The sequence below is a fragment of the Alishewanella sp. BS5-314 genome (assembly GCF_025377695.1).
Lineage (GTDB): Bacteria > Pseudomonadota > Gammaproteobacteria > Enterobacterales > Alteromonadaceae > Alishewanella > Alishewanella aestuarii.
The window spans coordinates 386,328-401,131 of sequence record NZ_JACEHJ010000002.1 but is presented as its reverse complement, the minus strand read 5'-3'; the positions used below and the strand labels follow the sequence as shown (position 1 = coordinate 401,131).

General features: G+C 49.5%; 12 protein-coding genes and 6 tRNA genes. 6 read left to right on the top strand and 12 right to left on the bottom strand.

The window, feature by feature from the left end; translation table 11 throughout:
• Position 1: 1 nt before the first annotated feature.
• Entirely contained in the window at positions 2–691 is a 690-nt protein-coding gene (locus tag H1D31_RS06375; RefSeq protein WP_008949584.1) for an ABC transporter ATP-binding protein, read from the bottom strand.
• Between H1D31_RS06375 and H1D31_RS06370 the strand changes: the two genes are divergently transcribed.
• Positions 690–1,274 carry an arylesterase gene (locus H1D31_RS06370; RefSeq protein WP_261257038.1) on the top strand — a complete coding sequence of 195 codons (585 nt, stop codon included), beginning with the start codon at positions 690–692 and terminating at the stop codon, positions 1,272–1,274. The two genes, H1D31_RS06375 and H1D31_RS06370, sit on opposite strands and share 2 nt — an antisense overlap.
• Positions 1,275–1,660: 386 nt before the next feature.
• Here the strand turns inward: H1D31_RS06370 and H1D31_RS06365 are convergent.
• From H1D31_RS06365 to H1D31_RS06340, 6 genes are all read right to left on the bottom strand, one after another.
• A tRNA-Glu gene (locus H1D31_RS06365) sits at positions 1,661–1,736 on the bottom strand.
• 11 nt (positions 1,737–1,747) lie between these two features.
• Positions 1,748–1,823, bottom strand: a tRNA-Ala gene (locus H1D31_RS06360).
• A gap of 46 nt (positions 1,824–1,869) precedes the next feature.
• A tRNA-Glu gene (locus tag H1D31_RS06355) sits at positions 1,870–1,945 on the bottom strand.
• 26 nt (positions 1,946–1,971) lie between these two features.
• Positions 1,972–2,047, bottom strand: a tRNA-Glu gene (locus tag H1D31_RS06350).
• Between the two features lie 33 nt (positions 2,048–2,080).
• Positions 2,081–2,156 (bottom strand) — tRNA-Glu (locus H1D31_RS06345).
• Between the two features lie 12 nt (positions 2,157–2,168).
• A tRNA-Ala gene (locus tag H1D31_RS06340) sits at positions 2,169–2,244 on the bottom strand.
• Between the two features lie 222 nt (positions 2,245–2,466).
• Here H1D31_RS06340 and H1D31_RS06335 point away from each other — a divergent pair.
• Positions 2,467–3,471, top strand: coding sequence for an ExeA family protein (locus tag H1D31_RS06335; RefSeq protein WP_065955988.1), 1,005 nt, complete (start codon positions 2,467–2,469; stop codon positions 3,469–3,471).
• A 61-nt stretch (positions 3,472–3,532) separates the two neighbouring features.
• On the opposite strand, the gene H1D31_RS06330 is transcribed toward H1D31_RS06335, so the two are convergent.
• From H1D31_RS06330 to H1D31_RS06315, 4 genes are read right to left on the bottom strand one after another with little or no spacing between them, the layout of a single operon-like run.
• Positions 3,533–5,167 carry a TIGR03016 family PEP-CTERM system-associated outer membrane protein gene (locus tag H1D31_RS06330; protein ID WP_065955987.1) on the bottom strand — a complete coding sequence of 545 codons (1,635 nt, stop codon included), beginning with the start codon at positions 5,165–5,167 and terminating at the stop codon, positions 3,533–3,535.
• Positions 5,142–6,002 (bottom strand): XrtA-associated tyrosine autokinase, encoded by an 861-nt coding sequence (locus H1D31_RS06325; protein ID WP_065955986.1) that lies wholly within the window; start codon positions 6,000–6,002, stop codon positions 5,142–5,144. The genes H1D31_RS06330 and H1D31_RS06325 overlap by 26 nt, the downstream gene beginning before the upstream one ends.
• A complete protein-coding gene (locus H1D31_RS06320) occupies positions 5,999–7,576 on the bottom strand; it encodes an XrtA system polysaccharide chain length determinant (RefSeq protein ID WP_261257031.1) in 1,578 nt (525 codons plus the stop codon). The genes H1D31_RS06325 and H1D31_RS06320 overlap by 4 nt, the downstream gene beginning before the upstream one ends.
• A 45-nt stretch (positions 7,577–7,621) precedes the next feature.
• The gene (locus H1D31_RS06315; protein ID WP_065955984.1) at positions 7,622–8,260 is read right to left on the bottom strand and encodes an XrtA/PEP-CTERM system exopolysaccharide export protein; all 639 of its coding nucleotides are present in this window, start codon (positions 8,258–8,260) and stop codon (positions 7,622–7,624) included.
• A 222-nt stretch (positions 8,261–8,482) separates the two neighbouring features.
• Between H1D31_RS06315 and H1D31_RS06310 the strand changes: the two genes are divergently transcribed.
• Genes H1D31_RS06310 through H1D31_RS06295 form a run of 4 tightly spaced genes read left to right on the top strand, consistent with a single transcriptional unit; the run spans position 8,483 to position 13,699 of the window.
• Positions 8,483–9,895, top strand: coding sequence for a TIGR03013 family XrtA/PEP-CTERM system glycosyltransferase (locus H1D31_RS06310; protein ID WP_261257030.1), 1,413 nt, complete (start codon positions 8,483–8,485; stop codon positions 9,893–9,895).
• A gap of 26 nt (positions 9,896–9,921) precedes the next feature.
• Entirely contained in the window at positions 9,922–10,755 is an 834-nt protein-coding gene (locus tag H1D31_RS06305) for an XrtA system polysaccharide deacetylase (protein ID WP_065955982.1), read from the top strand.
• Between the two features lie 18 nt (positions 10,756–10,773).
• The gene (gene xrtA, locus H1D31_RS06300; RefSeq protein ID WP_261257027.1) at positions 10,774–12,246 is read left to right on the top strand and encodes an exosortase A; all 1,473 of its coding nucleotides are present in this window, start codon (positions 10,774–10,776) and stop codon (positions 12,244–12,246) included.
• Positions 12,236–13,699, top strand: coding sequence for an oligosaccharide flippase family protein (locus H1D31_RS06295; RefSeq protein ID WP_261257025.1), 1,464 nt, complete (start codon positions 12,236–12,238; stop codon positions 13,697–13,699). Before xrtA ends, H1D31_RS06295 begins: the two co-directional genes overlap by 11 nt.
• Here the strand turns inward: H1D31_RS06295 and H1D31_RS06290 are convergent.
• Complete coding sequence (locus tag H1D31_RS06290; protein WP_261257023.1) at positions 13,676–14,803, bottom strand: glycosyltransferase; 1,128 nt, start codon at positions 14,801–14,803, stop codon at positions 13,676–13,678. The two genes, H1D31_RS06295 and H1D31_RS06290, sit on opposite strands and share 24 nt — an antisense overlap.
• Between the last annotated feature and the right edge of the window lies 1 nt (position 14,804).

The following is a 14,804-nucleotide window of genomic DNA, read 5'->3' as shown; positions in this document are numbered from 1 at the left end:
CTTATTGCTCCTCTTGGACAAAGCGGCCGGCCTGCATTTTCAGTTGTCGCTGACAGCGTTTCGCCAGCGCTTCGCTATGTGTGACCAACACCAGGGTGGTCCCCTGTTGCTCATTTAACTCAAACAATAAGTCTTCGATCCTTTGGCCGGTCACCGCATCCAGATTGGCGGACGGTTCATCAGCAAATAAAATTGCCGGGCGGGTAATAAAAGCCCGGGCAATAGCCACCCGCTGTTGTTCGCCACCAGAGAGCTGTGACGGATAAAAGTCAGCCCGCTCACTTAGCCCGACCAACTGTAATAACTCCAGACCGCGGGAGCGGGCGCGGCGATCGCCGGCTAATTCCGCAGGTAAGGTGACGTTCTCCAATGCCGTTAGTGCCGGTAATAGTAAAAACGACTGAAATACAAAACCGACCTGACTGGCGCGCACCCCGGCGCGCTGATCTTCTGATAGCTGATGCAGTGGATGACCAGCCAGTTGAACTTCACCGCTAGTGGGTAGATCTAAGCCGGCGAGTAAGCTTAATAACGTCGATTTACCGGAGCCGGACGCCCCTACTATGGCCACCGACTCCCCACGATTGATTGTCAGGCTGATATCATGCAGGATAGTCAGTGATCCTTCATTCAGGTTGACCCGTTTAGCCAGATGATTGGCTTTAATATGAATTTCAGGTGTTGTCGTCATGCGCATTATCTTCGTTATATTGTTCTGTTTAATAAGTTGGTCTGCTACCGCCGACAAACTACTGATTATGGGCGATAGCCTAAGTGCGGCTTATGGTTTGCAAGAGCATGAAGGCTGGCCTGCCCTGCTGGCCGCCAAAAGTCCGGTCAAACTGGTTAACGCCAGCATCAGTGGCGAAACCACCGGTGGTGGCCTGGCCCGCTTACCGGCATTATTGCAACAACATCAGCCACGCTGGGTATTAATTGAGCTTGGCGGCAATGATGGCCTGCGTGGTTTTGACCCACAATTAATCGCAAATAATCTGCAACAAATGATTGAACTGGTGAAACAGCATAATGCCCAGCCATTGTTAATGCAAATACGGATCCCACCGAACTATGGACCACGCTATGTGGCGCGCTTTACCGATATTTATCCACAACTTGCCGCAGCACATCAGATACCGCTTTGGCCATTTTTTATGGATGAAATCGCGATCCGCCCGGAATTGATGATGCCGGATGGCATCCACCCGAACGCTCAGGCACAGCCTTTAATCCGGGACCTGATGTTACCTTTAGTGCAGCAGTTGGCAGAGTAAGTTGAATAGCGCGCCGATACCCAGGCGCGCTTTCATAACGCTGGCGCGGTGTCACACCGCCCTCACGGCGATACGATGAGCTAGATAAATAAAGTAGAAGATATGATAGATGGCGTCCCCTGGGGATTCGAACATCTGTTAATGCCGTGGAAATTGGACAGCGCGGTGTCCTAATGCGAGAAACTAAAATGGCGTCCCCTAGGGGATTCGAACCCCTGTTACCGCAGTGCAAAATGATAGCGCGGTGTCACACCGCCCTCACGGCGATACGATGAGCTAGATAAATAAAGTAGAAGATATGATAGATGGCGTCCCCTAGAGGATTCGAACATCTGTTAATGCCGTGGAAATTGGACAGCGCGGTGTCCTAATGCGAGAAACTAAAATGGCGTCCCCTAGGGGATTCGAACCCCTGTTACCGCCGTGAAAGGGCGGTGTCCTAGGCCTCTAGACGAAGGGGACGCACTGGAAATTGGTGGAGCTAAGCGGGATCGAACCGCTGACCTCTTGCATGCCATGCAAGCGCTCTCCCAGCTGAGCTATAGCCCCGAATCGGGTTGGAACTGTTAGTCCAGGAAAATACCACCTTAAGAAGTGGCGTCCCCTAGGGGATTCGAACCCCTGTTACCGCCGTGAAAGGGCGGTGTCCTAGGCCTCTAGACGAAGGGGACATAACAGTGTGCTGGTGTGACTGAATTGGCGTCCCCTAGGGGATTCGAACCCCTGTTACCGCCGTGAAAGGGCGGTGTCCTAGGCCTCTAGACGAAGGGGACGCTGTAACAGTCTTGAAAAGTGTGTAGATTTAGTGGCGTCCCCTAGGGGATTCGAACCCCTGTTACCGCCGTGAAAGGGCGGTGTCCTAGGCCTCTAGACGAAGGGGACGCAATAAAATCTTGGTGGAGCTAAGCGGGATCGAACCGCTGACCTCTTGCATGCCATGCAAGCGCTCTCCCAGCTGAGCTATAGCCCCACACTTTTCTGCACTCATCGACACGCAAGCGTTATCGCTGAACACGGGGCGCATTCTAGGTTGACCGCTGATCCCTGTCAACAATTTTTTATAAGGGCTGGATTGTTCGGGTAAAATTTAGACTCTGCTGCAAAAAAGTGGTTAAATAGCGCGGCTTGGCGTAGCATTAGGTATTAAATTGATCCCGAAACAGGACGCTTTGGTGTTGACTAAAGGAGTGATATGTACGAGTCGTATTATGGGTTCTCTGAACGCCCTTTCCAGCTAACCCCCAGTGCCAGTTGCTTTTATGCCGGCAAGTTACATAAGAAAGCCCTCGCCTATTTGCAATATGGTTTATCACAGGGCGAAGGTTTTATTGTGATTACCGGCGATGTCGGTACCGGTAAGACCACCATCGCTAATCAATTGTTAGCTCAGTTAAGTCCTGATGAGATTGTCGCCCGCCAGATCGTTACCTCTAAACTGGCACCGGATGATCTGATCCGAATGATCGCCAGCACCTTTAATCTGGTGGTGACTGAACATAGTAAGGCCAGTTACCTGGATGCGATTTACCTGTATTTGAAGCGTTTACACACCCAACAAAGACGCGCGCTGCTATTGGTAGACGAAGCGCAAAACTTGCCGCTGGAGTCCATTGAAGAGCTGAGAATGCTGTCTAATTTCCAGGTAAACGGTGCTCCGCTATTACAAAGTTTTTTACTGGGTCAAAATGAACTGAATGCGATTATTCAGGCTCCGAACATGGAACAGTTCAGACAGCGGATCATTGCCTCCTCTAATTTGACGCCATTACAGGAAGAGGAAACCCGAGAGTATGTCGAATTCCGGCTGCAGGCTGCGGGTATGAAACGACCTTTGGTGCTACCTGATGTCTATCCACTGGTACAGCGCTTTAGCCGGGGTATTCCGCGCAAGATTAACTTACTGATGGACCGCATGCTGCTACTGGGCTTTCTGGAGCAGCTTAGCGAGCTGACCGCAGAGCACGCAGCGAAAGTCATTGAAGAAATCAGTGGCGAGGTCGCACATCAGGTAGCGGCGGCCCCCATACCCGTAGTGCCGGTCGCAGAGCCCCCACCACCAACGGTCTCAGAGCAAACCGTGGCCCAGTCCCAACCGGTACAACAACTTTTAACCGAAACGCTGGAGCAAAAAATCCGGCTATTAAAAGAACTGGACGAACTCATCCTACAACGCCAGCAAAGTACTAAATCTGAATAGAAAAACGCCGGAGGTTTAAATGCCTCCGGCGTTTTCTGATTAAGAACCGTCTAGCCTTGCACTAGAAACGGTATTTATATTCTAACCAAACCCGGTTTTCGCTGTTATCAAACTGTTCCAACGTAGAATTCCGGTTCAGACGCCGCGCTGTTAAGCGTAAGTCAGAGCGCTCACCGAGCGTACGGATATAACCAACCGATAATGAGAGGTTTTTATCTTGCCGGACTTCGTTACGATAATCGATATCATAATAATTTATGGCGGCGGTCAGCCGGTTAAGTTGATCTAAACGCCAACTGCTGTCCAAACTGACATTATTACTGCGGTTAAATTCGTTTGTTTCCAGATAGTCAGTTTTACGGGAACTGAGTGTCAAATTAAGATTCAGGCGATTCTTGCTGTAGCCTAGGCTAAAACCAATATTACGGGTTTGTACCAGCTCTTCGCGCAACTCCGCATTAATGATTGACAACTCTTGTAATGACTCACCAAATACCGGCACATACTGATTGCTGGGTGGCCGGTAACAGTCGTTAAAATCTGCCGCCGTATCAGGACAAACAAAAATCCCCAACTCTTCCTGTTCGCGGTCAAACTGGTTCTGAGTACGGATATTATCACTCATCCGTAAACGCATAGATAAGAACCTTAAATCATAACGCCCTTGCAAACTTGTAGTACGGCCGAAATATCGCCGGTCAAAATTGCCTTCTAAACTGGTGCGGCGGGTTGGCGCTATGACAAACTCCGATGCAATATAGGTGTCGGTATCTTTTTCCACACCAAAAACGCTGGAGTCACTGCGATTCATCGTGACGTTGACACGTGAGCGCGCACCAAAGCGATATTCAACGCCCGCCCCGAAGTAATCAAATTTATTGTCAACGGCACTGCCATTATCCACCCGCTCGGCTCCGGCGCGACCAATCACCGAAAAATTGGGTGCAAAAGGAACACCAACAACCAGCCCATGATTACGTATCGACACATCAGGCCCGCTGCTGCGTTCGATTTCCTGCAATTGACCATTGTACTGCCAGAAGAAATTCAACGCGCGCTGACTGGTACCTAATAACCAGCTACCGCTGTAAGCATCCGTTTTATACTCAAACAGACCATCATCAAGTAATGGGCTCTGGCTATCGGTAGTACCATAATTTAACGCCGCTTCAACCCGATAAGGTGAACTGGGTAAACTACGATAACTTAAACCACTACCATAGCGCTGTACCCGGCTTAAATTTTCGCCGCCGGTAATTTTGTCAGAGAAAATGCCGAGCCGGCTATTGCGCAGCTGATAACTTTGACTGGCATTAAGATCCCAACTAATACGGTCACGCAGGAAAGTCATGCGATTGGCTAGCGAGAGATCATTAAAGTGACGATCTTCACGTTGCTCGTCTTTATAGAGTACGGTGTTGTGTTGCCAACGGAGACGGGTTTGCATCCCCGCTGACTGCCGTGTCCAGCTAATAGAGGGTTCTAACTCCCAGGCGGCACCTTTATCTTTGTCCGGTTGTTCTGGCAAGTTAAGCTGATAGCCATAAAAAGCAGTCCGGATTTCAGGGCTTAATCTTGTTTGAGCGGCGGTCGCTGGTAGGGTTGCAGCAGTACAAGCCAGGGTTACCAAACTGGCGCAGTAAGCCAGCTTGGTGCGCAATTTGCGGCCGTTATTCGGCGCCATAGTAATATCCATAGCCGTATCCTTTTCCCTGATTACGATGCGCTTTATTGATCAGAAAACCTACTGCCATCTCACTGGGTAACAACGCGACTGATTGCTCGATCTCATTTAGTCGGGTCTTATTTTCTTCCACCACTAACACCCCCTGTCCGCACATACTGGCCATAACAGAAGTTTCATTAACCCCCAGCAAAGGCGGCGCATCAAAAATCACAATGCGATCGGCGTAGCGGTTGGCAAACTCAGCGGCCAGCTTCAGCATACGATCACTTGCCAGTAACTCGGTAGAAAGGTGATGCGGTGTACCAGCCGTCACTAACTTTAAGCGCGGAACATTGGTATTTAGCAAAATATCCGATACGCTGATCTCGCTCGAAAGCAGATAGTCCGTTAAGCCAACTTCATGCTGTACATTGAGGGTTTTAGCGATCTTAGGTCGCAGTACATCTGCATCGACCAGCAATACCGTCTTATCCTGTTCTAAGGCAATGCTTAGCGCCAGGTTAATCGACGAAAAAGTCTTGCCCTCACCCGGCCGGGAGCTGGATACCAGGATCAGGTTCGGGTGGTGCAAAGTCTCTGCCAGCGGGCCAAAGGCATTATTAATCAGCTTACGCTTAATAACCCGGTACTCTTCATTGATTAGGCGACGCTGAGTACTAAGTGACACAAAACCTTGTTGTTCAAGATGTTTCAAATCTAGCTCAACCTGATGCCGGCCACTAACCGCTGTTGTCACTGCATCATCTGTATGATCGGTACCATCTACAACAGGCTCAGTTCTTGAATGGGGCTGGTTGCCTTGCTGATCGGCACGGCGTGCCAAAGCTTTCTCAATAATACTCACCGCACCATCCTCATCAACAACTCGGCTGAGCGGCCGAAAATTAAATCGTTACTCACAAGTATCAGGTAAAACATCAGCAAAGACGCGGTGAGAGCGGTAAAATATACGAAGTGCAACCTAACCTGGCGTAAAATTTTCGCTTTATTGGTATGAGAAATCACGCCAAACACCGGGTAATCGCTGATCATCGCCAGCTGTGACGCCCGGCTTAGTACCGGTGAAATTAAACTGCGTAGGAAGGCAATAGCAACACCTGCACCAAGCCCCAACAATAACACCAATGAATACAGTAGACGACGATTTGGCCCGGACGGCTCAAAAGGTACCCGTGGTGGCTCGATAATTCTGAATTGTACATCCTGTTCCGATGCATCAGCCCGTCGCGCCAGCTCAGAAGCTTCACGCCTTGCCAGCAAGGCTTCATACTTAGAACGGGTTACATTGTAATCACGGTTTAAACCACTAAACTCCGCTTCAATTTCTGGAATCAAATTCATCCGCGCTTCCAGCTCACTCACTCGATTCGCAAAGGCCTGTACACGGACCTTATTTGAGGCAACTTCGGTTTCCAGCCTTGCTACATTGAGTTGCAACTCATGATAAAGTGAGTTTTGAGTAGCGACAAATCCTGACGCTGTACTACCAGATGCTGCGTTTGCCAATGCTGCTAATTCATCTTCTCGTTGCTTAACTAAGCTATCCAGCAGGCGACGAATTTCCAACACGTCAGGGTGGTTATCAGTAAAGCGGATCAGGGCAGTATCTAATTGTGACTGGAGCTGTCTGATTCGTTCATCAAACTGGGTACTAATATTGGTAGAACCTCCGTCAGCAGGATTAATACCCGATAACTGACCTCTGGCCGCAGCCAGACGGGTTTCCAACTCAGCTAACTCAAGCCGGGCACCTTCCAAACGTTGTTGTTCTGCAGCCAGCTGGCTGTAGTAGTTGGATTCTGAGCCTGGCAGAATATTCATCCGCTGCTTCTTAAACTCCGAAAGCTTATGCTCAGCTTCGGCTAAACGTCGCTCATAATCAGCAATTTCGCGATCCAAAAACTCCTGCGCCGCTTGCGAATCTGCGCGGCTGGAACCAATGCGGTTTTCCATAAAGGTATTCAGCGTTTCCTGAACCACTTTCAATGCGATTTGCGGCTGCGGATTACTGTAAGATATGGAATAGATATTCTCACGACTGGTACCCGACACCTTAATCTCTTTCTGTAGCTTATCAATGATAAGCTCAAATTCCTTGTCGGTTCGGGTCTGTAAATCCAGATCCGCCTGACGGGCAATTTTTTGCAAGTTAGTGCGGCTAAGTAAGGTTCGTGCCATCAGATTGATTTCGTCGCGCTGACTGGTATTAATCGTCAAACCACGCAGTATCGGCTCGAGAAAAGTACTGCTTTCCACATAGAGACGAGCGCTCGCTTCATAGGTGGGAGGCATTTTGTAAACATAAAGCCAGCCTGCCGGGCATACCAACCAGGCTGTGATAATAAAATAACGGCGCCGTAGCCAAATACCCTGCAAGTAGGTACTGACCAACTCCAGCGCCTGTTGAATCTCTCTCATTACTCCTCCCTGAAAGATCCGAAAATTGCGTAATACAAGATCGCGTTAGAACCAGGCTTCAGGAATAATGATGATATCGCCAGGTAAGATATCGACATTAGCGGAAATATTACCGTCGCGGATTAACTCATCCAGTCTGATATCGTACGTACGCTGCGAGCCATTTGTAGTGCGAACCAGCTTGGCTTTATTACCCGCAGCAAACTCTGTTAAGCCACCAACTGCAATCATCAAATCCAGCAGGGTCATATATTGCCGGTAATTCACAGCCTGGGGATTAGTTGCCTGGCCAATTACCCGCACTTGCTCGCTATAAGGGCCAACAAAGTTGTTAACAGAAACCGTTACCACCGGATCCCGGATATATTTCGCCAGAATTTGCTCCATATCCCGCGCCAGCTGGGTCGGTGTTTTACCACTAACCGGCACATCTTCAACCAACGAAGTTGAAATCATGCCATCTGGACGCACGATAAAGGTGCCGGACAGTTCCGGGTTACGCCAAACGAAGATACTTAATGTATCCGCCGGGCCAATCAGATACTGGTAATTGTCAACAGTAGTAGTAAGCGAACTCTGAACCGTCGCCCGAGGCAGCGTGTTGTTGTTAGCACATCCGGAAAGGGTAAGCACTGCGCCTACCGCCAGGCATAAAGTGGTTTTTAGCGGAGTGAAATTGGTCATAAACGAATCCTTTTGTCTGATGCGCAGACAATATAACCAAAAGATAGTCGTTTGGCTGCACTTTTTATATATTTTATTTAAATTCCCGACTAGAAATTAAGCTGTAATTCAGCTAAATTAAGCATCAGGCAGCTGAGGCTAACTGTCAAGTATGTTTAGATCAGAAAAAGCTGGCCGAATTTATCAAACAGGCTGTAGGTTGTTAAGGTCCAAGGAAGTTTTATGCTCAACGCAAGGAGTCACCGTTCAAAAGTCTCAGATAAGATTTTGATTTTCGGTGAGCTTAGTCTTATTATTCTCGCCTGCCACCTTGGTTATAAACTTGCCGATTTATCAGGACTCGCCAACCCGCTTGCGCTCGAATGGCAATTGCTGGTAACTGCTATTTTTATCTGCGGAACCATGCTGTGCTCGCTGTCATTAGGTTTGTACGACCAGAAACTTCGCGAGTCGCATTCTGGTGTACTGAAACGGGTATTGTTAACCCAATGTTTTAATTTCTTGCTACTTGAAGTCATCATTTTTAATCTTTTCAGCGCTCTGAGCCCAGGCGTTTTCGCCTTGCTGTTCAGCTGTCTGTTGTCAGTGGTTTTAGTCTCAGCGTTCAGAGCATTTTTTCAATACCATGACTTATCACAACTCAGTCGTCGCAACGTGCTGATCTTGGGTGCAGGTGAGCGAGCTGCCATTATTGAACGCCGCATGCGCCGTACCGTAGACCGCAGGTATTTTAATCTGGTTGGTTTTGTCAAAATCGAGGGGGATAAGCCCGGTTTCATTCCAGAAGATAAATTACTGGAAGTGGATTACTTGCACAGTTTGTTTGATTACGCAGAGCGCAATAACATACACCAACTGGTAATCGCCTGTGATGAACGGCGTAATATGTTGCCGGTTGATCTGTTGTTTAAATGTAAAACCCGCGGCATAGACGTTACCGACATCCTGGATTTTATCGAAAGTGAGACCGGGCAGATCGCAGTCAATCTGATTTATCCCAGCTGGGTCATTTACTCAAACGGTCTGGCCCGAAGCCAACGTTTTAAGACCAATCTGGATTACCGACTAAATGCGCTATTGGCGTTAATCACGCTGTTATTAACCTGGCCTATTATGTTGATCACCGCCCTGCTAATTTATCTTGAAGATGGCCGGCGCACAGGCGCACCTATCTTATACCGGCAAACCCGGGTTGGCTTTGATGGCCAGCCGTTTCAAATTATTAAATTCCGTAGTATGCGGGTTGATGCAGAGAAAAACGGCGCTCAATGGGCTACTACCAATGACGACCGGGTAACCCGGGTAGGTCGGGTGATCCGCAAATACCGTATTGACGAGTTACCACAGCTGTTTAATGTGCTCAAAGGCGAAATGGGATTTGTTGGCCCAAGGCCAGAACGTCCTGAATTTGTCAGCCAACTGGCAAAAGATATCCCTTACTACGCACAGCGCCATAATGTACGTCCGGGTTTAACCGGTTGGGCGCAGTTAAAGTATCCCTATGGCTCCACTGCCGAGGATGCGCTGGAAAAGCTAAAGTTTGATCTGTATTACATCAAACACCGCAGTTTGTTGCTGGATCTGACTATTTTAATTCGAACTGTTGAAATCGTAATCTTTGGAAAAGGGCGCTAACAGTGACTAACCGCGTGGCGCACCAGATGAGCGCTCTTACCGTAGACGTAGAAGATTATTTTCACGTTGCAGCCTTTGAGAATAATATTAAAAGTAGTGACTGGCCTAAGATGCCGGTGCGGGTTGAACAAAATACCTACCGCTTGTTGGAAATGTTTGCCGAGCAGCAGGCGCAGGCGACATTCTTTTTGCTGGGTTGGGTTGCCGAGCGCTATCCACAGTTAGTCAGAGCTATCCACGAGGCGGGCCATGAAGTGGCCAGTCACGGTTACAACCATACTAAAGCAACGCAGCAAAGCCGCAGTGAGTTCGCTGCTGATGTTACCGACACCAAAAAGTTACTCGAAGATATTACCGGCGCCGCTGTCTACGGTTATCGGGCGCCAAGTTTCTCTATTGATAAGACCAACGAGTGGGCTTTCGCAGAGCTCAAAGCTGCCGGTTACCTCTACAGCTCCAGTACTTACCCGGTAAAACATGATTTGTACGGTACGCCGGATTGGCCGCAACAACCCTATATGCGGCCTGAAGGGATTTGGGAATGCCCGATGCCAATCCTGAATCTGGCAGGCAAACAGTTACCGGTCGCCGGTGGTGGGTATTTCAGGTTGCTGCCCTATTGGCTTAGTAAACGTCTGATTAATCGCTATCTTAAGAGCAGTAGCTCGCCTTACATGTTTTATTTCCACCCCTGGGAAATTGATCCGGGACAACCCCGGATCCGGGATGCCAGCGCAAAGTCCAAATTCCGCCACTATGTCAATCTGGGGAAAATGGAAGCCAAGCTAACCGCCCTGTTACAAGATTATCAATGGAATACTGTAAAGCAGGTTTTTGACCGCTATCACCAACAACTCTAATAACGTTCGGACTGCGCGATGACCCAGCATGGAATGCCGCTTAGCACGCCCCTGACCCAGCAAAGGCCAATCCTGCCTTTTACGTTGCTGTTAACAAGCCTTACCGCGCTATATTTACTGGTGTTCTGGCCTACCCTGCAAAGTATGGAGTTGATCTGGCGTCATTCCGAAACCTATATGCATGGCTATCTGATAGCGCCGATCAGTTTATGGTTGTTGTATCGCCAGCGTCAGCAGTTAAGCAGGCTACAACCTGAACCGACGGTGTTACCTGCGATCCTGGCACTACCTTTGTTGCTTATCTGGTTACTCGCCTACAGTATCAACATTAATTTTGTCAGCCAGTTTGCCGCGGTGTTCTACCTGCAACTGCTGATCTGGAGCCTGCTCGGACATCGCTTTATGTGCTATTGCTGGTTTCCGATCGGTTTTTTAATCTTTCTGGTGCCGTTCGGCGAAGCTGCCAATCCTGTTCTGCAACAAATCACTGCTGACCTGGTGGTCGCCATGTTGCAACTGATCAATATGCCAGTCTATCGCGACGGTCTGTATTTACACACAGCTTCTGCCGTATTTGAGGTCGCCGTGGCCTGCTCTGGCCTGAACTTTCTACTCAGCAGTTTAGTGCTGTCCTGTTTATTCGCCTATCTGCATTATCAGCGGCTGTATAAGGCAGTGCTTTTTATTGTGCTGGTACTGCTACTTTCAATTCTGGCGAACGGTATCCGTGCTTTCTTATTGGTAGTGATTGGCGAAAAATCTCAAATGGCCTATGGCTTTGGCGCTGATCATTACTACTATGGCTGGCTGGTATTCTTTATTGTTATGTTCTGCTCGTTCTGGTTAGGCGCTAAATTCAGTGACGATAATCCAGCGCAGGCTGCTGAGGTACCGCCAGCAACCAGCCGCTCTTTTAAGCTTGCTGCTATCGCTCTGGTACTGCCACTTAGCCTGGCAGGACTACTAAGTAAAACCCTGCCTGCGGAAGCCACGCCGGAGACAGCAGCACGCTTGTTTAGCAGCATGACCCCGCCAGATACCAGAGCGCCCTGGGGCATCCAATTCTACGATGGCTTAAGCCGGGATCATTGGCAGAGCTCTGAGGGCGTAGAGTTTTTCTACGCCACCTACGCCAATCGTCAGCAGCAAGGCGACCTGATCACCTGGCACAATACCCTATTCAATCTGGAGCATTGGTCCATCCGGCATGCCCGCCGGGAAGGAGCCTTACTGCAAAGTTACGGTGTACTGGAGTTGGTTAATCCGCAAGGACAGGTCCGGGAAGTCCAGTTCTGGTATCAGTTGGGTAGCTATCAAACTAATAGCAGAGTGATGTTCAAACTGTTACAACTGAAATTCTTATGGTTGCAACGGCCTGAGGCAGCTGAAGTCTTTGCGGTTTCCAGCATGCAACCGGAACCGCTAAGCCGGCAGCAGCAACTCGAACAGGCGCGCCATACTTTGCAGCAGACCATCGCCAATGAGCGTTAGCCGTGGTGTCTTACAAAGTTCCGCCATCCTGGCGTTGATCCAGCTGTTTCAAAAAAGCTTAGGCTTTGTTTCCACCTTGATCCTGGCGCGGCTGTTACTGCCAGAGCACTTTGGCGTGGTTGCCATGGTGATGATTTGCCTGATGTTGTTTGAAAATATTGCCGACGCCGGTAACGAGCATTACACCCTGCAAAAACGTGAGCTTACCGCAGAGGATTTGCATACCGCCTGGAGCTTCGATTTGCTGCTAAAGAGCGGCGCTTGTCTGCTATTGATATTATTATCACCACTACTGGCTGACTATTTTCGCATGCCAGAACTGCAGCAAACGTTGCAGGTCGCCAGCCTGGTACTCCCGATAAAAGCCCTGCAAAACCCACAACTGCTGCAATTCGCGCGGGAACTAAACTACCGGCCGGTATTGCTGCTTAGTCTGATCCAAAAGCTACTGGCGTTTTTGGTTACCGTTACCCTGGCGTGGTTATATCCCAGCGCCTGGCCGGTGATCATCGGGGCGCTGGTTTCGGCCTTGGTTTATTCCGGCGGCAGTTATCTGGTATGTCACTTTAAGCCGCGCTGGCAGCTACAGCAGCTGACCGCACAATGGCATTTTTCAAAATGGATCATGTTACGGGGTTTTATCGGTTTTTGTCGCTTCCAGGCCGACAATATCCTGGTTTCCCGCCGTTTCGATACCGCAGCCCTGGGCGGTTACAATCTGTTGCGTGAACTGAGTATCCTGCCAGCAATTGCTCTGATCATTCCCTGTAGCCAACCGTTACAGGCCGCAATAGCACGCGATAAAACCGCGGAAGGCTACCGTTTGCGACTCAGTTTGCTACTGCTGTTGTTATTACTGCTGCCGATCACCCTCTTCGCCATGGCCTATCCGGACTTAATAGTCAGCACTTTGCTGGGATCGCAGTGGCTAAGCTATAGCGGGTTACTGGTGCCCTTTGCTTGCTTTTTTCTGACATTTTGTCTGTTCGATTTACTCAGTAATGCAACGCTAGCTACCGGGCGCAGCAAATTACTGTTCTGGTTTGATCTCTGGTCGACGCTACTGGTGGTAGCAGTGTTAGTGCTGATCCCAACTGCGGCACTGCTTGAAATGGCCTGGCTCAGAGCCCTAATCGCCATCCTGACAACGCTGGCACTGCTGCTGCTGTTACAGCGCCACTGTCAGTTTGACTTGATACGTTTATCAGGGCTAACCCTACCCTATCTTTTGCTGGCGCTAGGGAGTTGGCAGCTTACTGAGCTATTGATAGCAGAGCGACCGGCACAGCCATTAATGGAACTGACGCTGCGCATCAGCTGCTATTTTAGTGCTTATGCGATTACTCTGATCTTGCTTACGCTGGCGCTACGGCATCGCATTCTGGAATGTCAGCAGTTAGCCCAGCCGTTGCAGCACGGGTTGCGTTGGTTAAGACAGAGGCTCGAACACTAACTCCTTATAAAGCTTGCTGTAAGCCTGCTCCATTGCCTGCGCTGAGAAGTGTTGATAAACGTAGTGTTGGCCAGCTTCCGCCAGCTGCTCCTTGCGCTCAGGCGCGGCCAGCAGATCCAACCAATGCTGACACAAGGCTGCCGTATCGCCATACTCAGCCAGCAATCCGGTTTCTCCGTGCGTAATTAACTGATCAACGCCAGGAATATTAAAGGCCGTCACGCACACCTTGGCCGCCATCGCTTCCATTAAACAACGCGGGATCCCTTCCAGGCTGGATGTCATTACAAAACAATCAAAGTGCGGCAAAAACGCCAACCGATCATCGCGAAACCCCAGGAACTCAGTGGCCTTGGCTATACCAAGTTCAGTAGCAAGTTGTTCTAACGCCTGACGTTCTGCACCGTCCCCGAGCAACTGTAAGCGGCAACGCGGATACTGCTGATACAGCTTAGCAAAGGCCTGCAACGTCGCCGGCAGATTTTTCCGGCTAATAAGCTGTCCGATATAACCTATTGTGAAGACCTGATCAGACGCAGAGGGTTTGGCACTGATCTGCGCCAGACACTGCTCCACTTCCTGCAGGTCCACCCCGTTATTAATCAGACGTACCCTGGCCGGCTTAACCTTGTAGTGCTCGATTACCGTGCGTTCAATATCCGGCGATAACGGGCAAACATAATCAAAACCATGAAAGGCTTTACCGCCAGCCCACATATAGGCGCGCAACTTCTTATCAGTCGCGTTTTCAAAACCATGGGGGGTGCAGATAGATTTGATACCGGCCCATTTCGCTGCCAGCAAGCCGAGAATATCTGACTTGTAGCCATGGGTATGAATAATATTGATCTCTAACTGCCGGATTAATCTAACCAGCTGCCAGATCGCCCGTAAATCAAATTTTGACGACATCGGTACTTTAAACTGGCGCTCCGACGCTAGCGGGCTGCGTTTTAATACCTCGTCACAGGCACCGGGTTCATCGGTAATCGCCAGATATTGTTCGATGCCTTCAGCTGCTGGCACTGACAGCAACGCATTCACCCAGCGCTCAGCACCATAGTAACCACTGGGACAAATTAACTGTAATACCCTGATTGTCATT